The 22,436-nt window shown below is 31.2% G+C and carries 20 protein-coding genes; 13 read left to right on the forward strand and 7 right to left on the reverse strand.

The annotated features are described in order from the left end of the window. Window positions 1–25: 25 nt before the first annotated feature. The 4 genes from Q4Q40_RS17595 to Q4Q40_RS17610 form a co-directional block, all read right to left on the reverse strand. Window positions 26–2,551, reverse strand: a complete 2,526-nt coding sequence (locus Q4Q40_RS17595; RefSeq protein ID WP_303303265.1) for a TonB-dependent receptor plug domain-containing protein — start codon at window positions 2,549–2,551, stop codon at window positions 26–28. Then, complete coding sequence (locus tag Q4Q40_RS17600; RefSeq protein ID WP_303303266.1) at window positions 2,552–3,481, reverse strand: FecR family protein; 930 nt, start codon at window positions 3,479–3,481, stop codon at window positions 2,552–2,554. A gap of 110 nt (window positions 3,482–3,591) precedes the next feature. Next, window positions 3,592–4,128, reverse strand: a complete 537-nt coding sequence (locus tag Q4Q40_RS17605) for an RNA polymerase sigma factor (RefSeq protein ID WP_303303267.1) — start codon at window positions 4,126–4,128, stop codon at window positions 3,592–3,594. Window positions 4,129–4,281: 153 nt separating this feature from the next. After that, window positions 4,282–5,835: an NAD(P)H-hydrate dehydratase gene (locus Q4Q40_RS17610; RefSeq protein ID WP_303303268.1), complete on the reverse strand. Its 1,554-nt coding sequence runs from the start codon at window positions 5,833–5,835 to the stop codon at window positions 4,282–4,284. A 398-nt stretch (window positions 5,836–6,233) separates the two neighbouring features. On the opposite strand from Q4Q40_RS17610, the gene thrA reads away from it, so the two are divergent. The 3 genes from thrA (at window position 6,234) to thrC (ending at window position 11,091) form a co-directional block, all read left to right on the forward strand. Then, window positions 6,234–8,678 (forward strand): bifunctional aspartate kinase/homoserine dehydrogenase I, encoded by a 2,445-nt coding sequence (gene thrA / locus Q4Q40_RS17615; protein WP_303303269.1) that lies wholly within the window; start codon window positions 6,234–6,236, stop codon window positions 8,676–8,678. An 86-nt stretch (window positions 8,679–8,764) separates the two neighbouring features. Beyond that, window positions 8,765–9,688 carry a homoserine kinase gene (locus tag Q4Q40_RS17620; RefSeq protein WP_303303270.1) on the forward strand — a complete coding sequence of 308 codons (924 nt, stop codon included), beginning with the start codon at window positions 8,765–8,767 and terminating at the stop codon, window positions 9,686–9,688. 110 nt (window positions 9,689–9,798) lie between these two features. Further along, on the forward strand, window positions 9,799–11,091 hold the full coding sequence (gene thrC / locus Q4Q40_RS17625; protein ID WP_303303271.1) for a threonine synthase: 1,293 nt from the start codon (window positions 9,799–9,801) through the stop codon (window positions 11,089–11,091). Window positions 11,092–11,248: 157 nt separating this feature from the next. On the opposite strand, the gene Q4Q40_RS17630 is transcribed toward thrC, so the two are convergent. After that, window positions 11,249–11,563: a Dabb family protein gene (locus Q4Q40_RS17630; protein ID WP_303303272.1), complete on the reverse strand. Its 315-nt coding sequence runs from the start codon at window positions 11,561–11,563 to the stop codon at window positions 11,249–11,251. Between the two features lie 178 nt (window positions 11,564–11,741). Further along, window positions 11,742–11,993, reverse strand: coding sequence for a DUF983 domain-containing protein (locus Q4Q40_RS17635; RefSeq protein ID WP_303303273.1), 252 nt, complete (start codon window positions 11,991–11,993; stop codon window positions 11,742–11,744). Window positions 11,994–12,076: 83 nt separating this feature from the next. Between Q4Q40_RS17635 and Q4Q40_RS17640 the strand changes: the two genes are divergently transcribed. From Q4Q40_RS17640 to Q4Q40_RS17685, 10 genes are all read left to right on the forward strand, one after another. Beyond that, window positions 12,077–13,072 (forward strand): AraC family transcriptional regulator, encoded by a 996-nt coding sequence (locus Q4Q40_RS17640; protein ID WP_303303274.1) that lies wholly within the window; start codon window positions 12,077–12,079, stop codon window positions 13,070–13,072. 150 nt (window positions 13,073–13,222) lie between these two features. After that, a complete protein-coding gene (locus Q4Q40_RS17645) occupies window positions 13,223–13,645 on the forward strand; it encodes a 3-hydroxyacyl-ACP dehydratase FabZ family protein (RefSeq protein WP_303303275.1) in 423 nt (140 codons plus the stop codon). A 128-nt stretch (window positions 13,646–13,773) separates the two neighbouring features. Next, window positions 13,774–15,204, forward strand: a complete 1,431-nt coding sequence (locus Q4Q40_RS17650) for an SDR family oxidoreductase (RefSeq protein WP_303303276.1) — start codon at window positions 13,774–13,776, stop codon at window positions 15,202–15,204. A 375-nt stretch (window positions 15,205–15,579) separates the two neighbouring features. Continuing rightward, window positions 15,580–16,662 (forward strand): glycine cleavage system aminomethyltransferase GcvT, encoded by a 1,083-nt coding sequence (gcvT, locus tag Q4Q40_RS17655; RefSeq protein ID WP_303303277.1) that lies wholly within the window; start codon window positions 15,580–15,582, stop codon window positions 16,660–16,662. A gap of 74 nt (window positions 16,663–16,736) precedes the next feature. Beyond that, window positions 16,737–17,576 (forward strand): sugar nucleotide-binding protein, encoded by an 840-nt coding sequence (locus Q4Q40_RS17660; RefSeq protein WP_303303278.1) that lies wholly within the window; start codon window positions 16,737–16,739, stop codon window positions 17,574–17,576. 249 nt (window positions 17,577–17,825) lie between these two features. Then, the gene (locus tag Q4Q40_RS17665; RefSeq protein WP_303303279.1) at window positions 17,826–18,119 is read left to right on the forward strand and encodes a 4a-hydroxytetrahydrobiopterin dehydratase; all 294 of its coding nucleotides are present in this window, start codon (window positions 17,826–17,828) and stop codon (window positions 18,117–18,119) included. Window positions 18,120–18,304: 185 nt separating this feature from the next. Next, window positions 18,305–19,024, forward strand: coding sequence for a YebC/PmpR family DNA-binding transcriptional regulator (locus Q4Q40_RS17670; RefSeq protein ID WP_303303280.1), 720 nt, complete (start codon window positions 18,305–18,307; stop codon window positions 19,022–19,024). A 352-nt stretch (window positions 19,025–19,376) separates the two neighbouring features. After that, complete coding sequence (locus Q4Q40_RS17675) at window positions 19,377–19,508, forward strand: hypothetical protein (protein ID WP_303303282.1); 132 nt, start codon at window positions 19,377–19,379, stop codon at window positions 19,506–19,508. 5 nt (window positions 19,509–19,513) lie between these two features. Continuing rightward, entirely contained in the window at window positions 19,514–20,005 is a 492-nt protein-coding gene (locus Q4Q40_RS17680; protein WP_303303283.1) for a DUF6169 family protein, read from the forward strand. Window positions 20,006–20,575: 570 nt separating this feature from the next. Further along, window positions 20,576–21,571 (forward strand): Gfo/Idh/MocA family protein, encoded by a 996-nt coding sequence (locus Q4Q40_RS17685; protein ID WP_303303284.1) that lies wholly within the window; start codon window positions 20,576–20,578, stop codon window positions 21,569–21,571. A gap of 86 nt (window positions 21,572–21,657) precedes the next feature. Here the strand turns inward: Q4Q40_RS17685 and Q4Q40_RS17690 are convergent, their stop codons facing one another. Further along, window positions 21,658–22,386: an NYN domain-containing protein gene (locus Q4Q40_RS17690; RefSeq protein WP_303303285.1), complete on the reverse strand. Its 729-nt coding sequence runs from the start codon at window positions 22,384–22,386 to the stop codon at window positions 21,658–21,660. Window positions 22,387–22,436: the final 50 nt, after the last annotated feature.

Raw genomic sequence — 22,436 nt, forward strand, 5'->3', positions numbered from 1 at the left:
TATTTCTTAAAAAATATTTGCTGTATTAAAAATCAATATTTAGCGATATATTTGGAGTAAATTCCAATCCATATCTATTTAAAGTTTCTATGTCTTCTTTGTCTTCTGTTAAAGTATAGTAACGATTAAGAATATTCTTCCTATTCCCTATATTAATTAAACCTAATGTTAATTTGTAATCTATCTTTTGTGAAATGTCAAAATTATAACTCACAGACATATCAAATCTTAAATAATCCGATAAGCGTTCTGTGTTCGGTTCATTATAATTAATCCTATTAAATGTATCAATTATAATTGGCGATTCTTTATTTATTGAAGTATAAGGTTTCCCTGAATTATATACCATCCCCAAAGAAAAATTTAATGATTTATGTTTGATATTCAATCCAGAAATAAGGCTATGCCTCATATCATTGTTGTTATAAAAGCGGGACGTATTAAGGTTTTTGTCTTTAAACTTGTATTTATTTATACTATAATTATAACTTAACCAGGTATTTAAATGACGACTTTTATAATTATAATGGAAGGTATACCCTTTTATAACGTATGATCCAAAAAGATTTTCAAACTGATTAAGGTTTTGAAAACCTTGATTATTAGTAGTAATTCCTTTTACAGTTTTAGCGTAAATACTTGTATTAAGCATATGCTTTCTTTTTTTGAATCCAAAGGCCAATTCTATCTGTTTACTTTTTTGTAAAGGCGCAATAGAATCGTTTGCAAGATGCCACCTTCGCTTTTCTATGCTTAGAAAATTATTTTCCAAATTAATAACCTGAGAAATATTTTGTGTTTTTATTTCACTTCTAAGTTGAATATCTATTTCTGGCAGGGGATTATATGTTAAATGAAACCTAGGTTCAGTTTGAAATGATTTCAAAAATTCATAATAAACATTTCTTAGATTTAACCCTGCTTTTACTTTATTTTTATAATAATTAAGCGTTCCAAATACCCCATAAATGTTACTTTGCTGCTTTATATAACTTTGAAAAAACTGATTAAAATTATTGATACTATTTACAGTCATTAAATGCTCATGTGAGATTCCTGCTTCATATGTAATTCCTGAAGTTTTAGGCTTTGAACTATATTTTAAAGCCGTTTCATAATTTCTAATACTATTACTTTGGAAACTTGAAATATCTCTGGACAACAAAAAATTTCCACAATCCAGTTTGTATTTTGAATAATTAATAACAGCCTCTATTTGAGAATTATTCGAAAAAGTATGCTGCCAATCTAAACCTAAAGCAGTATTTTCCTGCTTCAAACTGCTTTCTTCACTTATATTATGCGCATCTATTTCTGTATATGACAAGTTATTTCCTAAAAGCAATACGTTTAATTCGATGCTATTAGATTTATTAATAGCTAATTTGTATTTCATTTGCGAATCATGAAAATCAAACGTTTTTTTAGTATCAACAGGACTTCTATTTAGCGCATCAAATGTTCTAATATATGAAGATTGAAACGCTTTTTTGGCATAATTTATATATGTTGGCGAATCCCAAACATCTGTTAACGATTTTCTTGTAGAAAGCAATAATTCAGATGTTTTATTTATCGGTATTTTAACATAACCATCTGCACTTAAAAAGTTAACCCCTATACCTCCTGTTATTTTTTTTAAAGGCGTTTTATCATGCTCTAAACTAATAACACTACTTGTGCTATTTCCATATTTTGCAGGAGTGGCATTATCATACAGAGTAATTGTAGAAAGTAAATTTTCATTAAATGCAGAGATTAACCCAAAAAAGTGACTGTTTTGATAGACTTTTATGTTATTCCACACAAATAAATTTTGATCCTGAGTACTGCCTTTTACGATTAAATCTGAAATGGATTCGCTATTACTACTAACCTGAGGTAAGTTTTCTAAATTTTTAATAACATCATGAGAAGTTAATCCAGCTAAAGTCCCCACTTCTTTAGTTTTTATAAAAAAAGTGCCATCATTTTTCTTAAAAGTTCCTGTAGAAAAGAATGGATAAATGATTAATGTTTCTAGCCCTTGAGTTTGCTTAGTAATAGATACCTTGTTAGTCTTTAACTTACTAATATCAATATATTGTTTCCCATAACTAAGGTGTGATATCAAAATTTTTTTTGGTAGCTCATCTTCAAAAAACACTTTTCCTTCTTTATCTGTAATCCATGTTTTTTGCTTAAACAAATCCGTTATTAATATATGCTCTAGTGGTGTATCATCATCACTATCATAAAAGTATAACGTATGTTTTTTCAAAGATTTAATTACAATTTTATTTTGAGTTACCATAGTAAAAGAAAGCATGAATTGGCTTTCTAAATACTCTAAATGTGTCTTTAAAGATACTTTATCATTATAAAAACAATCTGTGCATAATTTGTTTTTAAGTAATGAAGATTCATAATTAAAAGAAACTTTAAAAAAATCCTCGATTTTTTTTAAATGAGTTTCAAGTAAAATAGTGGTGTGTTTTTGCGCAAAACTAAAAGTTGAAAAAAGTAAAAATATAGTCAATACATCTGTTGCGCGCTTTCTTTTTAGGGTCATCTACTTTTTATTCAAATAAATACTTTTACCCTTTTTAACATACACTACCCCTAATGATTGACAAAAAACGTCTAAAACAGTTTCTAACGTATCATCATAATGGTAACTCCCTGTATATTTTAAATCTTTATTTAAATTGTTATCCATAATGAATGTAATATCATATTGAATACTCATATCAGAGATCACATCATCTATAAGTATGTTTTCAAAAATTGATGTTTTTCCAATCCAATGTGGTTTATCATTAATATTAGTAGCCTTTTGCATCTTTTTATCTAATGCTTTTGAATTAAAAAAACTGTTGGCTTTTAAAATCGTTTCTTGTCCCTTGTATATAACAGATACCGTTCCTTCATAACAGTGCACTTCAAAAAAAGTGTCTCGTTGTTTTACATTAAATTTAGTACCCAAAACAGTTACAACACCTTGCGATGTATTAACTGTAAATGTTTTTCCTTTTGCAACTTCAAAATAAGCTTCACCTTCAAGATCTATAGCTCTGGATTTTTTCCATTTTTTACTATAGGTCACTTCAGATTTTGCATTTAACCAAACTTTAGAGGTATCTGGAAGTGCTATTTGTACAGACTCGCCTGCTAGTGTTTGGAATTCAACATTGTTTGTTATATTAAATAAAGACACTGTAACAAATAGTAATATAGAGGCAGCAATAGATATTGGTAGCCACTTTTTATACAATGGAATGACTTGTTTTTTATTCACAAATGGTTTTAAACGAGCTGCATCTAATTTTTGTAAAACACGATCTTCATCATAATCTACAGATTTAACAGTGTCAAATAATTCTATGATTTCTTTATATTCTGAATAAGCATCAGATGTTTTCTTAAAAGCTTCCTTCTCTTCTTCTGAAGCCAATTCAAAATTTAAAAACTTCTCTATATTATTAGATTTATTTTCTTCCATAATAGTGATTTTAAGTACCTGATAGTAAATAGATTATTTTTATAATATGGCTATATTTCAGACCAGATACTAATTAAACAGGTAACGTTTCAAACTAAAAAAAACCTCCGTTAAAATCGTTTTTTATTAATTTGTAATTCTTTTTGTAGAAATTCTAGGGCATTAAAAATTCTTTTTTCTACCGATTTTACTGAAACATCCATTATTTCAGAGATTTCTCTATATTTCTTTTTATCTACTCTATTTAACAAAAAAGGAATCCTGTAGTTTTCTGGCATTTTATCGAGAACCCGATTTAGTTTTTGATGAAATTCCTTTTCTTCAAAAATATACTCAGGCGTTTGCTTATCTACAATTTTAGTGGTGTTTTTTTTATAGTTTAGAGCATGCTTATTACTTCTAAAAGCATCAATTATTTTATTTTTAGAAATGGTATACAAATAGGCTCTTACATTCTTTAAAGGGACATTTTTGCAGTTCTTCCATAATGTTAAAAATGATTCTTGTATAATGTCCTCGGCTAATTGTTTATCTCCATAATTGTACATTAAAAAGTTAAAAACTTCCTTAGAATGTTTCTTAAAAGCGATGTTATAATTATGTTCTTCACAAATAGAATCTTTAGATGAATAATCATCACAATTCATTAATTTTAATATTTTTTGGGGTTCAAATTAATAGTATCAAATAGCAAACGTTTCAAATTAAAAAAACCCTCCAATTGACACTATCTTTTTATCTGTAAAGTGTGTATAAAAACTTTAGACGCCCTCAAGATTGGAGCACCAAACTATTTCAAACTATGCTTGTTCTTGTTTTTCTTCTTGTTGTATCGGTTGTTCTGGCTGTTTAAACAAATCAATAAAAGCTTCTCCCAAATAGTCTATAACATGACTCGCTATTAAACTTTGATAGCCCAAGCCTTCAACAGCAATATCTGCCGATCTACCATGTAAATACACTCCAAATATGGCAGCTTCTAAAGGGGTATAACCTTGTGAAATCAATCCCGTAATAATTCCAGTTAACACATCGCCACTTCCAGCAGTCGACAAACCAGGATTCCCAGTGGTATTCACATATAACTTATCATCAAACACGGTAATAGTATTAGCACCTTTTATAACAATAATACAGGCATGTTTTTTTGAAAACGCTTTTACTTTTTTCAACTTATCAAAATCATCTTTCCAAGTACCAATTAAACGTTCCAACTCTTTAGGATGTGGTGTTAAAATGGTTTGTGCTGGTAGTAATTTTAACAAGGCTTTATTTTTAGATAAAATATTAATCCCATCTGCATCAATAACTAAAGGTTTTTTATTCCCTTTTAAAAAGGTTTCAAAAGCATTCACAGTTTTTGTATTGATCCCTGCACCTATTCCAAAGCCAATAACAGTAGGTTCGATATCGAATTTAATATCTGTGATTAGTTCCTCATGGGCATCAGTTATTACCATAGCTTCAGGGAAAGCTGTTTGTAAAGGGATATAGCCACATTTAGGAATATATGTAGAAACAAGCCCTGAACCTGCAGATAGAGCTGCTCTACTAGCTAATGTGACGGCACCTATTTTACCATAACTACCTCCAATTATAAGACTATGACCAAACTGCCCTTTATGCGAAAACTTTTCTCGTGGTTTATATAAAGGTAGTACTTCATGCTTTCCTATTAATTCTACCTCTGTATTAGTAGTGAATAAAAACTCTTGGTCAAACCCAATGTCTAATACCTCCCACTGTACCGTATACTTTGCCGTTTCTGGCAAAAAGAAAACTAATTTAGGTGATACAAAACTTAGTGTATATCCTGCCCAAACAACAGCATCTTCATCTTCTGGAACTTTATCTGTACTTAAGCCTGAAGGAATATCAATAGATAAGGTAAATGCTTTTGTGCTTCTAAAATGAATAAATAATGATTTTACCCAATCATCTACAGGCCTGTTTAACCCAATACCAAAAACGGCATCCACAATAATATCATCTTGATGGATTTCAGGAAAATCTTCAGTACAACTTAAAAGTGTTGGCCAATCTTTAGTAACGTTTTTAATTCTATCATAATTAATTAAAAAATCCTTAGATCGTTTATCACTGCAATTAATAACATAGGTTTTAACATTATAGCCATCTAAAATTAAATGTCTGGCAAGTACCAATCCATCTCCACCATTATTTCCTATGCCACAAAATATATGTATAGGAACCTGCGCGCCCTGCATACGCATGTGCATCCAATTAAATATTTGCGTACCAGCACGCTCCATTAAATCTGTTGAGGATATATTTTGACGTGCTGCGGTTAGTTTATCACCTTTATAAATTTGTTCTTTAGAAAATAGTTTCATTTATACTTTTTATTAATGGACACATCTTAACTTTTTAGGATCTACTATAAAAGTGAGATGCGTTCAATTATTAATTTTTCAATTCTCAATTACTTTCGTCATTTTTATTCTAAGAAAATAGCTTCTATATAAGAATACTATAAAAAAACAAAAGTTATTTTTTTATTGGGTTAAAAGTAATACTTTTGAATAGTATTTATAGAATATAATGAATCATTTAAACCAAAATATAGATGTGCGTTTTTCTTCTTTAACAGAAGGAACCACTACTATTTTTGGAACAACTACAATTACTACAACCCTTTGGGGTTGCTAACTACATATTCTTCGGGCTATTTTTGTAATTTCTATAATTACAACATCAAAAATATTTTTTTAAATTATCAATTCATTAAAAAATGAAAGTTTTAAAATTTGGCGGAACTTCGGTAGGTTCTGCAAAAAACATAAATAACGTCATAGATATTTTAACAAGGTACTCACAAAAAGATACCATTACATGTGTAGTATCTGCAGTTGGCGGCATTACAGACAAACTACTTTTAGCTGGTAAACAGGCTCAAAATAAGGACACTCGTTTTAAAGAAACGTTCGAAACTATTAAAGACACTCATTTAAATATTATAAATGAGTTAAATCCAAACCATGCTAATTCAATTATAGAATATGTAGAAACCAGATTAGCTGAGTTAAAAAATTTGCTAGATGGTATTTATTTAATAAATGAGTTATCTCCAAAAACATCAGATAAATTAGTGAGTTTTGGTGAGTTGCTATCATCATATATTATTTCTGAAACTATGAAAAATCGTAGTTTGTCTGTAGATCGTAAAAATTCTCAAGAATTAATTATAACAAATTCAAATTTCACTAAAGCCGAAATTGACTATAGTCTTACTAATAAAAATATCGCGGACTATTTTAAAACAGCAACGCAACAAATTACGATACTCCCTGGGTTTGTTTCAAAATCTTTAACAGGAGAACAAACAACTTTAGGTCGTGGTGGTTCCGATTTTACTGCTGCCATTGTTGCTGCGGCATTAAAAGTAGATCAGTTAGAAATTTGGACCGATGTAAGCGGCATGTATACTACCAATCCAAAATTGGTAAAACAAGCCTACCCTATCGACAAAATATCATACCAAGAGGCTATGGAATTGTCTCATTTTGGTGCCAAAGTATTGTACCCTCCAACAGTACAACCTGTATTAGACCTACAAATTCCTATTCACATTAAAAACACACTAGAGCCAGATGCAGTTGGAACTGTAATTTCTAATGATGAAACCAACTCTGTATTACCCGTAAAAGGTATTAGTAATATAGGAAATATTGCTTTATTAACGTTGGAAGGTAGTGGTATGATTGGTATTCCTGGGTTTTCCAAACGTTTATTCGAAACCTTATCTCAGGAAAAAATCAATATTATCTTGATTACTCAGGCATCGTCTGAACATTCTATTTGTTTAGGGATTGAAGCAAAAGATGCCGATTTAGCAAAACAAGCTATTGACACTGTTTTTGAAAACGAAATTGCTTTAAATAAAATAAATCCCATAATTGTTGAAACGGATCTTTCTATTATTGCTTTAGTTGGTGATAACATGAAAAATCACCAAGGGATTAGCGGTAAAATGTTTAGTACTTTAGGAAAAAATAATATTAACATCCGCGCCATTGCTCAAGGAGCTTCAGAGAAGAATATTTCTGCAGTCATATCAGAAAACGATGTAAAAAAAGCTTTAAACACTTTACACGAGCAATTTTTTGAAACTAAAACAAAACAACTAAATGTATTTATTACTGGAGTTGGAAATGTTGGAGAAAAACTGGTGGAGCAAATAAAGCAGCAAAACACCTATTTAAAAGAAAACTTAAAAATCAATTTACGCGTTGCAGGATTATCAAATTCTAGAATGATGATTTTTAATGAAAGTGGTCTCGATTTAAAAAACTGGAAAGATCAACTAGCATCGGGAGAAAAAGCAACATTAGAAGGCTTTTTCGAAAAAACCAAATCACTTAATTTACGCAACAGTATTTTTGTTGATGTAACAGCAAATAAAGATGTTGCTAATTTATATGCCAATTATTTACGTCAAAGTATTGGTGTTGTTGCTTGTAATAAAATTGCATGCTCAAGTGATTATGAAAACTACAGTTTATTAAAACGTTTATCGCTTAAATATAACGCGTCATATTTATTCGAAACCAATGTAGGTGCAGGTTTACCAATTATTGACACACTTAATAACTTAATTGCTTCAGGCGATAAAATCACATCCATCCAAGCCGTATTATCTGGAAGTTTAAATTTTGTATTTAACAATTTTAACGATACTACGAAGTATTATGATGTTGTTAAACAAGCCGCAGCAGAAGGTTATACAGAACCAGACCCAAGAATAGATTTAAGTGGTGTGGATGTGGCTAGAAAAATATTAATCCTAGCTCGTGAAAGTGGTATGGAGATGAATTTAGAAGACATTTCAAACACCCCTTTCTTATCAGAATCAGGATTAAAAAGTGATTCTGTCGATGATTTTTACCAAACATTAATTGATGACGAAAGCCATTATCAAAGCATATATGCTTCCGCGAAAGCGAAAAACTGTCAATTAAAATATGTAGCACAGCTAAATGATGGCAAAGCAAGTGTTGGCTTACAGGAAATACCAGCAGGACATCCATTCTATAATCTTGAAGGTAGTGACAATATCGTTATGTTCTACACAGAACGCTACCCAAAACAACCTATGATTATTAAAGGTGCTGGGGCTGGTGCCGAAGTAACGGCTTCTGGGTTATTTGCAGATATTATTAGAATAGGAAATGATTAATTAAAAAAGACAAGAGAATAAAGAAAAGAGAATAAAACTTAGTAATTGAGGACTATTTTCTTTTCGTTATTTTCTTTTTTCTATATATGAAAAACGAAATAAAAATATTTTCACCCGCAACTGTTGCTAATGTAGCCTGTGGATTTGATGTTTTAGGGTTCTGCTTAGATAGTATTGGTGATGAGATGGTTATTAGAAAAACCGATAAAAAAGGCATTCATATTACTAAAATTGAAGGTTTCGACTTGCCATTTGAAGCAGAACTGAATGTTGCAGGTGTTTCAGCTTTGGCGATGTATGAAGCCGCTAAACCAGATTGTGGTTTCGAAATTGAAATTTACAAGAATATAAAGCCTGGTAGTGGCATTGGCAGTAGTGCCGCAAGTGCTGTTGGTAGTGTTTTTGGAATGAATGAACTTTTAGGCAAACCTTATAACCAAACCGAACTAACGCAGTTTGCTATTAAAGGAGAAGCTTTAGCTAGTAAATGTGAGCATGCCGATAACTTGGCGCCAGCTCTTTTTGGTGGTTTTACATTGGTAAAAAGCATCTCACCATTAGAGATTTTAGAAATTCCATCACCAAAAAATTTATATGCGACTATTATTCATCCACAAATAGAAATTAAAACATCTGAATCCAGAGCGATACTTCCTAAAGAAATCCCCCTGCAAGATGCTATTACACAATGGTCTAATTTTGGAAGTTTAATCCATAGCCTACATACAAGTGATTATGAGTTATTACAAAGATCGCTACACGATGTTATTGTAGAACCACATAGAAGCAAACTAATTCCTCATTATAAAGAAGCTAAAAAAGCGGCATTACAACACGGCGCTTTAGGTGCTGGTATATCTGGTTCTGGACCTTCTATTTTTACATTAAGCAAAGGATTAGAAAACGCTAACAAAGTACAAGATGCCTTAGAAAAAGTATATTCTAAAACGGGAATAGCATTCGAAATTCACGTAACAAAAATTAATACAGAAGGCATAAAAATATTGTAAATTGATCGTCATTGCGAATCACTCCTTTTTTAAGTGATGAGACAAAAATGACATTATAAAAATAAAATTACTAATAAACAGATTCCTGCAAAAGCAGAAATAATAGAACAATGAACTATTACTCTCTAAACAAACAAGCAGCAAACACATCTTTTAAAGATGCTGTTATAAAAGGATTAGCACCAGATAAAGGATTGTATTTCCCAAAAAGTATAACGCCTTTAAGTGATGATTTTTTTAAGAATATAGATCAATTATCGCATACCGAAATAGCATTACAAGCGATTAAACAATTTGTATCTCCAGAGATTCCTGAAGCTGTTTTAAAAACGATTGTTGAAGAAACACTGTCTTTTGAGTTCCCTGTAGTCCAATTAAGTGAACATATATCTACTTTAGAGTTATTTCATGGTCCCACTATGGCATTTAAAGATGTCGGTGCCCGTTTTATGGCGCGTTGTTTAGCGTATTTCAATAAAGACAACACCAATGAGGTTACCGTTTTAGTAGCAACCTCTGGCGATACTGGTGGCGCTGTAGCGAATGGTTTTTTAGGTGTTAAAGGCGTAAATGTAGTAATCCTCTACCCTAGCGGAAAAGTGAGCGATATTCAAGAAAAACAATTAACGACACTTGGGCAGAACATTAAAGCCTTAGAAGTTAATGGTACGTTTGACGATTGTCAAGCCATGGTGAAAACTGCTTTTTTAGACGACACTTTAACAAGTAAGATGCAATTAACCTCTGCTAACTCCATAAATGTAGCACGTTGGTTACCGCAATTGTTCTATTTTATGTTTGCATACAAGCAATTGCATAAAAAGTACGATGATATCGTATTTTCTGTACCAAGCGGAAATTTCGGGAATGTATGTGCAGGTATGATGGCACAACAATTAGGGTTGCCTATTAATCACTTTATTGCTTCAAATAATGAAAACAATGTGGTGACTGAATACTTAAAAACACATTTATACACTCCTAAACCATCAGTACAAACGATTAGCAATGCTATGGATGTTGGAGACCCTAGTAACTTTATCCGTATTCAGGAGATTTATAAAAACAAATTTGAAACATTAAAAGACAATATATCTTCTTATAGTTTCTCTGACGATGACACCAGAGAAGCCATGAAAGAAATCTATACCAAATATAACTATGTAGCAGATCCACACGGAGCTGTTGGTTATTTAGGATCTAAAGCGTATTTAAAAGAAAACCCTAAGGCACACTGCGTCTTTTTAGAAACAGCACATCCAACCAAGTTTTTAGATGTGGTTGAAGAAGTGATTAAAGAAGAACAGCCTTTGCCAGAACAGATTCAATCGGTAATGGGTAAAGAAAAAGTGTCCGTAGAAATTTCTACTTATGAAGATTTGAAAGCTTTCTTATTGAACTAACCCATTCCTATAGACTGGAAATCCATAGGTTCGTTTTGGCAGACTGAAAAGTCTGCTTCGTGAAATATATAGTAAAACTAAATTAGTGCGAATTCGCGTCAAAATTTTTAGAAGCGAAATGCACTACTTGAAGTGAATGTCAAATATTAGTTAAAGTTCACAGCACACTCCTACTGTCATATACCAAAACCTTATCCCATAAATGCTGGTGGTTTTTCACGAAATCTAAATGAATTGGATGGTTTTGGTAAGTAGCTTCGTCTGCTTCATTTGCAAAGATTAACATTTCGGTAACGGAATAACTGTTATCTACAACATCTCTATTTTCAGTAGAAGCTGGAATTCCAATATGAATATCTTCAACTTGCTCAATGGTTTTCAAAGTTTTAATACCATTAATAAGTAATTGTTTGTCCTCTAAAGAATCTGGATTTTTAAGCCAGAAAAAAACATGATGTACGAGTGGTCCCATTTATTATTTTTTTGCTAAAGTAAAAATAATACATAGAAATTTAAGATGGAGGTACAAGGAATCATTGTTAAACCTCCTGTAAAACTGCTCGTATAAATTATGAATATAATGCCCAAGCTATCTAAAAACAAGTCTTTGTTCTAGATTCTAACAACAAAGCGGTCTTATGTCTACTCCTTTATTCTGTATTAGAAAAAAGGTAGATCCAAATAATTCGCGACAATCTAAAATTAATCGTACTAAACAAAATAGCCGCCACTATAATACAAAAAAAAGAAGTTAAAAGCGATAGCCCAATAATAAAATAACACGTTATAAAAACACCTATAAACTCGGCTACTGCAAGCGCATAACTCACAAACATAGCTCCAAAGAAAAAACCAGGCTCTTTTTCAAATTTAAAATCGCAATTATCACACCTATCATGCATTTGTGGCATTTTAAATAATAACAAATTACCTTTAAAATTAAAAATATTGTTCTTTTTACACTGGGGACATCTACCTCTTAAAATTGAAATTAACTTCATTTTATACAATTGAAAATCATTTTTCAAAATTAATATGCTATCAAAAAAGAACACTCATAAATAATGCGCCTTTTTTTGTACTTTTAAGACATAATTCATACTTTATGAACGGTATTCCAGTTTTAAATATTCAGCAATTTGAACAAGACGTTCCTCTATCCGATTTTTATAGCAATGATTTAAGGAATCATTTAGATAAGAATAAAAGCTTTTTTGAGAAACCCCATCGTCATGATTTCTTTCTTTGTGTTTTATTTTCTAAAGGCTCTGGAATTCATGAAATAGATTTTAATACCTACATTATAAAAGCAGGTTCTGTATTTTTTTTAAGACCAGGACAAACCCATTATTGGAAATTCGATGACATTCCAGAAGGGTTCATTTTTTTTCATACACAAGATTTTTATGAACTTCACTTTTCAAAAAGTAAACTTGAACAATTCCCATATTATTATTCACTTAAAAATACACCAACACTTCATTTAGAGTCTAATAAAATTAAGACTTTAGAATCTAAATTTAAAGATATCAATGATGAATATTATAAAAATCTCCCCTATAAAAAACAAAAAATAGCAAGCCTTATCAACACAACCTACATAGACCTATCCAGGTTATATAGCACACATAAATCTATAAAAAACACAACATCTCTCACTTATATTAGAACATTAAGATCTTTAGAAACTGTACTTGACACACATTACAGAACAGAAAAATTGGCAAAATTTTACGCAAACCAACTAAACATCACTCCCAAACATTTAAATAGAATAGCAAAAGCAACTTTAGGTAAAACAACAACCGATTTAATTACCGAACGTGTAATATTAGAATCTAAACGTTTAATCGTTCATTCAAACAATTCTTTATCTGTTATTTCGGAGATATTAGGATTTCAGGACTATGGTTATTTTTCTAAAGTATTTAAATCGAAAACGCTTATGACGCCTTTGGAGTTCAAAAAAAAGTATCAATAATTTATAGAATTTGAATCGAAAAGATGACATCTTAAAATAATTAGTCAACTTTTTTTATAAAAAACACCCTACATTTGTAAATAACGTTATTAAAAATAACATCATTGTGTTTATATAATAATTATGCCTCATTTTGAAAAACCTAATAAAATGAAAACCGAAATAGAAAAACTAATACCACATAGATTCCCTTTTTTGTTCGTAGACAAAATTATAACTGCGAATGAAAAAGAAGTCATCGGACTAAAAAGTTTTGAAAAGTCAAATGACAGAATGCTAACAGGGAGTTTTCCTAATTATGATTTTATTCCTGGAATGATACTAATTGAATCTATGGCGCAATGTGGAGGTGCTGGTGTTAAAAAAGCGAAACTCGCAGAAGGCTTTTTTGGATTAGTCAGTATGGAAAATGTGCAATTTTTAAAAGGAGTAACTTATAGCGAGGAAATCAAATATATAATCAAGAATATTCGGGTAAGCAATAGATTGATAAAACAAACAGGAATAGCATATGCACAAAACGAACCTATTGCTGAAGCGACTTGGGTTTGTGCAAGAATTGACAAATCTTAAACCGAATAAAAAATAAGGTTAAGAAACTTGTTTCAGTTTTGTTTTTGGAATTAGTTTGAAAAGTAGATGTTTATCAACCAACCTACTTTTCATAGACCGTTAGTGAATATCTTAACTAAATTATCAAAATGAGATTACTACTAACAGGAGCATCTGGATATATTGGAAAACGACTTCTCCCTGTTTTGGTAGAAAGTGGTCATGAAGTGATCTGTTGTGTTAGAGATCTTAAAAGGTTTACGCCCCCAGAATCACTTAAATCAAAAATAATAATAGTTCAAGCAGACCTGCTAGATAAAACTTCGTTAGAAAATATTCCAAAAGATATAGATGGAGCCTATTATTTAGTACATTCTATGTCTGCATCTTCCGATTATCAATCATTAGAACAAGAATCTGCTATTAATTTCAGAAATGCAATCAATCAAACCAGCGTACAACATGTTGTATACTTAAGTGGTATAGTAAATGAATCTGCGTTGTCTAAGCATCTAACTTCCAGAAAAAATGTAGAAATAGAACTTAGCAAGGGCAACTATAATTTAACAACTTTAAGAGCAGGTATCATTATTGGATCAGGAAGTGCTTCCTTTGAAATAATGAGAGATTTAGTAGAAAAACTTCCTATTATGATTACACCTAAATGGTTAAAGACTAGATGTCAGCCTATAGGTATATCAGATGTTATTAAATTCCTTTCCAAAACAATTTTTAATCCAAAGACATTTAATAAAGATTTTGATATTGGAGGTTCCGATATATTGTCTTACAAGGATATGCTTTTAAAATTAGGCCAAAAAAGAAACTTAAAACGCATTATTTTTATTGTTCCTGTTATGACGCCCAAACTATCTTCATACTGGTTGTATTTTGTAACATCAACTTCTTATAAACTTGCTATTGCATTAGTAAATAGTATGAAAATAGAAGTTATATGCCGAAATGATGAAATCAACAAAATATTAGATATAGAACCAATAAACTACCAAACAGCAATTGAAAGGGCTTTTAGTAAAATTGAAAGAAATGAAGTCGTTTCTAGCTGGAAAGATGCCTTTATAAGTAGTGATTCCAGCTTTAATATATCAGAGTTCATTCAAGTTCCATCTTTTGGATGTTTTAAAGACATAAAAAAAAATATTTACTCCGATCGAGATGCTTGTATTGACAAAATATGGCGTATTGGCGGTGAAAACGGGTGGTATGTTGGAAACTGGCTTTGGCGATTTAGAGGCTTTCTAGATAAATTGGCAGGAGGAGTCGGTTTAAGAAGAGGGCGTACTTCTGAAAACACACTAAATGCAGGAGATGCCTTAGATTTTTGGAGAGTTTTGTATGCCGATAAAAATGAGGGGCGTTTACTGCTATTTGCTGAAATGAAATTACCTGGGGAAGCTTGGCTGGAATTTAGAATCGTTGATAACAAATTAATACAAACTGCTACCTTTAGACCTTTGGGCTTAATTGGAAGATTATATTGGTATGCAGTACTTCCTTTTCATGGATTTATTTTCAAAGGAATGCTTCAAAATTTAACCAAACACAACGACGTCTCATGAAAATATTTGATTTATACATGTAACACTATAAACTGGAAATCTGCTTCCTGACATACCAAAATTTAAATAATAAACACGGTAAAAACTTAGTTCCTGTAAGTTCGTGTCAAAAATTTTTAGAAACTCAAAGAGTTACCTAAAGAACACAGGCAAAATACATTCCTTAAAAAAATTAACCTAACAAACATATTAAGTTTTTATTCAAAACTTTCAAAAGCAACCATTCATCACTTCACAAAAATCATCAACCACTTAATATACAAAGGGTTTATTTTCAACAATTTGATGTTTCATTTTTTAATAAAACTTTTTTAATAAGAATATTACGAATTTGTGTAGTTTTGCGCTACAAAATTTAATTATTAATAAACAACAATGAAAAACACTGCATTAACATCAACTCACGAAGCTCTTGGAGCTAAAATGGTGCCTTTTGCTGGCTACAATATGCCTGTACAATACGAAGGTATTAACATAGAACACGAAACTGTAAGACAAGCTGTTGGCGTGTTTGATGTATCTCATATGGGGGAGTTTTTAATTGAAGGTGAACATGCTCTAAGCTTAATACAAAAAGTTTCTAGCAATGACACTTCTAAATTAACCATTGGTAAAGCCCAATACAGCTGCTTACCAAATGACGATGGTGGTATTGTAGACGATTTAATTATATATAAAATAAAAGAAGACACCTATTTATTGGTTGTTAATGCCAGTAATATTGAAAAAGATTGGAACTGGATCGCATCTAAAAATGATGATGGTGCTACCATGCGTAATTTAAGTGAAGACTACGCATTGCTTGCCATTCAAGGTCCAAAAGCAATTGAAGCAATGCAATCCCTTACCAGTCATGATTTATCAACTATAAAATTCTACAATTTTGTAGTAGGTGATTTTGCAGGTGTTGAACATGTTATTATATCGGCCACAGGATATACAGGAAGCGGTGGTTTTGAAATTTATTGCAAGAACAGTGAAGTAAAGCAAATATGGGATAACGTATTTAAAGCAGGTGCAGATTATGGCATCAAACCTATTGGTCTTGCCGCTCGTGACACCTTGCGCTTAGAAATGGGTTATTGCTTATATGGAAATGATATTGATGATACCACCTCTCCTATTGAAGCTGGTTTAGGGTGGATTACAAAATTCACTAAAGATTTTACAAACTCAGAAAATTTAAAAGCTCAAAAAGAAAAAGGTGCAGAACGTAAACTAATTGCTTTTGAATTAGATGAACGCGGTATTCCCAGACATGGTTACGACATCGTTGATGGCAACGGAAACAAAATTGGAGTGGTCACTTCAGGAACCATGTCTCCATCATTAAACAAAGGTATTGGCTTAGGTTATGTTCCTACTGTTTTTGCAGATGTAAACAGTAAAATTAATATTCAAATACGTAAAAAGGCTATCTCGGCAACGGTAATAAAACTCCCTTTCTATAAAGGCTAAAAGTATTTTCTAATAAAAAAATTCTTGAAACCGACTATCCTTACCTTTGGTCAGGGAATTTTTAGATTAAAAAAATGAAAAGGCAGCCGAAAGAAAGTAAACATAGAATCTTAATATTAGGAGCCAGTGGTTTTTTAGGCGGTTCTGTTTATAAAGAACTCTGCTCCTACTTTAAAACATTTGGAACTTACAGGACTTCCAATAAACAGCATGAAAAGAACAAACATCTCTTTCAATACAATATTGAGGAAGATGATGTCTATGAGATATTAAACATAGTAAAACCGACCATTGTTATTTCTGCACTTCGCGGTGATTTTTCGGCGCAATTAGTAGCACATCAACATTTAGCAGAATACGTATTTACAAAGAAAATAAAACTCATTTTTTTATCCTCTGCCAATGTTTTTGATGCCTATAGTAAATACCCAAGTTACGAAACCGATAAAACTTTAAGTAATAGTATTTATGGCCATTTTAAAATTAAAATTGAAAACATGCTACTACGCATGCCTAAAAAGCAAGTAGCCATTTTAAGATTACCTATGGTTTTTGGAGCACAATCTCCCAGAATGGTTGAAATACACGAAAACATAAAAGAGAAAATCCCGATAGAAGTGTTTCCCAACTTAATAATAAATGTAACTAACGATCTAAAAGTTACCCAACAAATTCATTACATTATCAACAGAAATAAATCTGGGGTTTTTCATCTGGGGAGCAGTGATTTAGTACATCATGACGATTTTATAAAAGAAATTGTAGATTCTTTTGAATACAAAAACAAAGTGACATACAAAAACGTTTACACAACCAATGACGACAGATACTTAGCCGTATTACCAAAATATAATTTACTACCTAAACACCTTCAACTTGTAAGTCATCAAATAATATCAGAATTAAAACTATAGTTGATTTATGTATAATGTGAAAACAACCAAAACCGCTTCACTTTTAGAACCAAAAATAAAGATTTGTGTTTAGATAACTTATGAGCACTGTTCTAAAAATGTCTGACAATAGTTCTCTGTATATTACATCTATCGTAGTAATTTTCGATAGAAAATTGTATTGAAAACTAGTTTGAAAATCATAAATTTGATTTTCGATAGTTACATTACACTTGACTAAGTAATAATTTCATTAAAAATTTAAATATTATGAGTAAACTTTCAGAAGATGATATAGAAAAGCGATTATTACAATTTCCAGATTGGGAATATTATGATGATGCGATACATGCCGAATTTGAATTCGAAAATTTCAAAGATTGCTTTAGTGCCATGAGTAGAATTGCTTTCGAGTGTGAAGCTCTAAACCATCATCCAAATTGGTTTAATGTATACAATATACTTACTATTTCTCTATCAACCCATGATGCAAATGGTGTAACAAGCAGAGATTTCAAATTAGCAGAAGCTATTGAGGCAATTGTTGAACCAGATGAGGAGTAATTCAGTGTTCAGTGTTCAGTGTTCAGTGTTCAGTGTTCAGTGTTCAGTGTTCAGTGTTCAGTAAGTAATCAATATACTCTAAAAATTAAATAGATTAGTATTATTTTGGTTAGTAGATTTTTTTAAATTTGCTAATTAATGAGACTTCCTCTTTACGAGGAAACTAAAAATAAAATATCGGTATTATGGGAAGAGCTTTCGAATTTAGAAAAGCAAGAAAGATGAAACGTTGGTCTGCTATGAGCAAAGCCTTTACTCGCATTGGTAAAGATATTGTTATGGCTGTAAAAGAAGGAGGTCCAGATCCTGCTAGTAATTCCCGTTTGAGAGCTGTTATACAAAATGCTAAGGCAGTAAACATGCCTAAAGACAATGTAGAACGTGCCATAAAAAAAGCAAGTGATAAAAGCCAAGGCGATTATAAAGAAGTTGTTTTTGAAGGATATGCACCTCATGGTATTGCCGTTTTAGTTGAAACAGCAACCGATAATAATACACGAACCGTGGCCAATGTACGCAGCTATTTTAATAAATGTGACGGTAGTTTAGGAACATCAGGTTCGGTCGTTTTTATGTTTGACCATACATGTAATTTTAGAATCAATGCTGAAGGGTTAGATCCCGAAGAAGTTGAACTGGAATTTATAGATTTTGGTGCCGAAGAAGTTTTTGCAGACGACGACGGGATATTGATCTATGCCCCCTTTGAGAGTTTCGGAGCCATTCAAGCTGAATTAGAAACCCGTGAAATAGAAATTTTATCTTCTGGTTTTGAACGCATTCCTCAAGTAACAAAGCAACTTACTGCAGAACAAGTTGCAGATGTTGAAAAGCTTTTAGAAAAATTAGATGATGACGATGATGTACAGAATGTGTATCACACCATGGAAGAAACTAATGAGTGATACCGCGTCATCACGCACACAACCAAAAGTATGAGCACCTTACGAACTACTAATATCTAGGATTATTTACTAATATTAGTTACATTTGAGAACCAATGGTTAATAATTTACTTAAGTAAACTATCCAATATTAAACTTTTTTTCTCATATATATATCGTAACTTATTGAAGGTTAAACCGTCTAACTTGATGAATAGTATATAACAATAACTTATTCATTAACTATAAATTAAATTTATAGCACAACCCAAAACCATAGAAATATAGTTGTTCTTATTGTTACAAATAATGGTACAGTTATTGTACATTTGTACTGTACAGAAGAATGAATCCCACTAATATTCTGTTAGTTATGAATAAAAAACCTAGAATAATAAGTAATAAGGTCGCTAATTTCTTTGATAAGATGTTGGAAGAAAAAAAAGTGCGACAAAATGAATTAAGACGTAAATTAGAAAATGGTGAATTCAAAGTAGCTAAATAATCTAAATGTATAAATACAGTACAATTGAGGGTGAAGATCACCCTCTTTTTATTTTTGAGACAGACAACAATTACAGGGTATCTCTATCTTTCCATCCTATTAAAAACAGACTAAAATCATTTAAATCTATTAGTTCTATATACAATATAGACATTGATTCCATTCGTAACGGTGTTAATAGTACCAGAGTAAAAGACATTAAGATTGGAGCTACTATTTGCCACATATTAACAAACTTCATTAAAGCCAACCCAGAGTCCTTAATTACTTATTTATGTGACGACGCGGATCAGAGACACTATTCTAGGTTTAAAAAATTTAAGGGATGGGCAGAAAATTGCGACAGCGGAGATTATCAAGTGCTTCATTTTGAATTATCAAAACCAGAGAAAAACAAAGAATACTTGACTGGAATTATTTTTGATTCTAAATTTTACTCAACAAAACTTATAAAGACTATGTCTGAAAGACAATTAGAGACAATAATCGACAAATAATTGTAATTAGCTATTTAAGAATTTCATCCAAATTATACTTTTTAACTTTTTGTTTTATAGAATATATATTCCTTTTAGTCTTCTCTTTAATATACTTGTTACGACCTCTTACATATTTATCTTTAGATATTTTTGATGAAAACTAAGAGCTTTTCATTATTTTAATCCCCTTCTTAGTCATCACTACAGTTCAACGATTTTTAAACAAATGTGACTTTTTTCTTTTAAAAATAATTAACAAATGATAATTTTAAAATCAAATAAAATTACGCTTTGTCGATTATATCCAAACTACAGAAATTACTTGCTTTTTGATCATTTTATATTAATTTAATATATGCTAATTACTCTCGTTTGGTTATTATAAGACTTTTTGTATGTTTGTAAAGTTCATTAACTCTATTAATTAAATATCATCGTTTTAGAACCAATACTAAACCAATTTTAAATAAAATTCTCCTTAACTCTTATATTTATTACGATTACCATTAAAACAATAACAAACAACATCTGTATCATACCATAAAAGAAACTAATGAGTAAATTTTTTATCCAATTAATAAAGACCACATGTCCAATTCTCAAAAATTAAATAAAACAATTAGATGGGGGATTATTGGATGTGGTGATGTTACAGAAGTTAAAAGCGGTCCTGCATATAAAGAGACAGAAGGTTTTGAAATAGTCGCTGTTATGAGGCGAGATTTTGATAAAGCTAAGGACTATGCCCAAAGACATAACATAAGCACCTTTTATACTAATGCAGATCAATTAATTAATGATCCTGCTGTTGATGCAGTTTACATAGCAACACCTCCAGACACGCATAAGCTTTATGCTTTAAAAGTTGCAAATGCTGGTAAACCTTGTTGTATTGAAAAACCAATGACACCAAGTTATCCTGAGAGTTTAGCTATCTACCAAGCATTTAAAGAGAAAAACCTCCCTTTATTCGTTGCTTATTACAGAAGGTCTTTACCTCGATTCAATCAGGTTAAAGACTGGTTAGAAAACAATTATATTGGAGACATTAGACATATAAATTGGCAATTAAATAAACCAGCAAGCGATTTAGATAAATCAGAAGCCTATAATTGGCGAACTGATTCTAAAATAGCTCCTGCTGGATATTTTGATGATTTGGCAAGTCATGGGCTTGATTTATTTACCTACCTACTAGGCAATATAAAAAATGCACATGGAATCACCCTTAATCAACAAAACCTTTATACCTCAGATGATGCAGTAACAGCCTGTTGGGTACATGAAAATGGTGCTACAGGATCGGGTAATTGGAATTTTGGTTGCGATAACCACACTGATAAGGTTCAAATTTCTGGCAGTAAAGGTACCATCCAATTCTCTGTTTTTCATGATAACCCAATCGTATTAAACAGCGATACAAAAAGCGAAGAATTAGTCATTGAAAATCCAAAACATATACAACTTAATCATGTAGAGGGAATGAGAGACATGCTAATCAAAAAAAACTACATCCACCCTTCCTCTGGAGACTCTGCCCTTCATACTAGCTGGATTATGGATAAAATATTGGCTAAACCATAAATTCCTGTGAAGGTAGGATTATTATTATTAGTTATTAGTAGCTTCCAAAGTAGATTCCTCCTCTATCAAAAAACTTTTAGGTTTAACTATTTATTCTTAACATAAATTAATTTAAATCGCCCATTACTTTGGTCTCGTTGTTCCATTTCAAAATGATCCAAGGATTTAAAAAGAGGAGTTAATTTATCAAAACCAAAGTTTCTAGAATCAAAATTAGGCTGTTTCTTAAGAATTAAAGAACCAACATCTCCTAAAAAAGCCCAACCATCATCATCTGCAGCATCAGAGACTGAATTTTTAAGAAGTCTAATCACTTTAGGCGTAATATTATATAAATTAGCCTTTATAGATTTGCCTTCTTTATCGTCTTTTTCAATATCTTTTTTAAGAATTTCTAAATAAATAAACTTATCGCAAGCAACAATAAATGGGTTTGGAGTTTTCTTTTCTCCCATTCCATAAACCTGCATACCAGCTTCTCGTAATCGAGTTGCTAATTTTGTAAAATCACTATCAGAAGACACCAAACAAAAACCATTCACTTTTTCAGAATATAAAATATCCATCGCATCAATTATCATCGCAGAATCTGTAGCATTCTTCCCCGTAGTATAAGCATACTGCTGAATGGGTGTAATGGCATTTTCAAGTAGTATGTTTTTCCACTTTGATAAATGCGGCTTCGTCCAATCTCCATAAATTCGTTTTATTGTTGGAGTTCCGTACTTTGCTATTTCTTCCATCATTTCAGAAATATACTTTGATGGTATATTATCGCCATCAATTAATACTGCAATTTTAGTGTCTTTTACCATAATGGTTAAAGATACTGATATATTAAATATTAAATACCTTCAAAATCTAT

The organism is Flavivirga jejuensis (assembly GCF_030540765.1).
In the GTDB taxonomy this organism is placed as follows: Bacteria; Bacteroidota; Bacteroidia; order Flavobacteriales; family Flavobacteriaceae; genus Flavivirga; species Flavivirga jejuensis.

Bases quoted from the DNA above. Each gene is read 5' to 3' on its own strand.
- Q4Q40_RS17605 (WP_303303267.1), bottom strand. From the start codon at position 4,128: ATGAATTGTGATGATTATTCATCTAAAGATTCTATTTGTGAAGAACAT.
- Q4Q40_RS17620 (WP_303303270.1), top strand. From the start codon at position 8,765: ATGAAAAACGAAATAAAAATATTTTCACCCGCAACTGTTGCTAATGTA.
- Q4Q40_RS17670 (WP_303303280.1), top strand. From the start codon at position 18,305: ATGGGAAGAGCTTTCGAATTTAGAAAAGCAAGAAAGATGAAACGTTGG.
- Q4Q40_RS17600 (WP_303303266.1), bottom strand. From the start codon at position 3,481: ATGGAAGAAAATAAATCTAATAATATAGAGAAGTTTTTAAATTTTGAA.
- Q4Q40_RS17630 (WP_303303272.1), bottom strand. From the start codon at position 11,563: ATGGGACCACTCGTACATCATGTTTTTTTCTGGCTTAAAAATCCAGAT.
- Q4Q40_RS17680 (WP_303303283.1), top strand. From the start codon at position 19,514: ATGTATAAATACAGTACAATTGAGGGTGAAGATCACCCTCTTTTTATT.
- Q4Q40_RS17665 (WP_303303279.1), top strand. From the start codon at position 17,826: ATGAGTAAACTTTCAGAAGATGATATAGAAAAGCGATTATTACAATTT.
- Q4Q40_RS17645 (WP_303303275.1), top strand. From the start codon at position 13,223: ATGAAAACCGAAATAGAAAAACTAATACCACATAGATTCCCTTTTTTG.
- gcvT (WP_303303277.1), top strand. From the start codon at position 15,580: ATGAAAAACACTGCATTAACATCAACTCACGAAGCTCTTGGAGCTAAA.
- Q4Q40_RS17660 (WP_303303278.1), top strand. From the start codon at position 16,737: ATGAAAAGGCAGCCGAAAGAAAGTAAACATAGAATCTTAATATTAGGA.
- Q4Q40_RS17690 (WP_303303285.1), bottom strand. From the start codon at position 22,386: ATGGTAAAAGACACTAAAATTGCAGTATTAATTGATGGCGATAATATA.
- Q4Q40_RS17635 (WP_303303273.1), bottom strand. From the start codon at position 11,993: ATGCATGATAGGTGTGATAATTGCGATTTTAAATTTGAAAAAGAGCCT.
- Q4Q40_RS17595 (WP_303303265.1), bottom strand. From the start codon at position 2,551: ATGACCCTAAAAAGAAAGCGCGCAACAGATGTATTGACTATATTTTTA.
- thrC (WP_303303271.1), top strand. From the start codon at position 9,799: ATGAACTATTACTCTCTAAACAAACAAGCAGCAAACACATCTTTTAAA.
- Q4Q40_RS17685 (WP_303303284.1), top strand. From the start codon at position 20,576: ATGTCCAATTCTCAAAAATTAAATAAAACAATTAGATGGGGGATTATT.
- Q4Q40_RS17675 (WP_303303282.1), top strand. From the start codon at position 19,377: ATGAATAAAAAACCTAGAATAATAAGTAATAAGGTCGCTAATTTCTTT.
- Q4Q40_RS17610 (WP_303303268.1), bottom strand. From the start codon at position 5,835: ATGAAACTATTTTCTAAAGAACAAATTTATAAAGGTGATAAACTAACC.
- thrA (WP_303303269.1), top strand. From the start codon at position 6,234: ATGAAAGTTTTAAAATTTGGCGGAACTTCGGTAGGTTCTGCAAAAAAC.
- Q4Q40_RS17650 (WP_303303276.1), top strand. From the start codon at position 13,774: ATGAGATTACTACTAACAGGAGCATCTGGATATATTGGAAAACGACTT.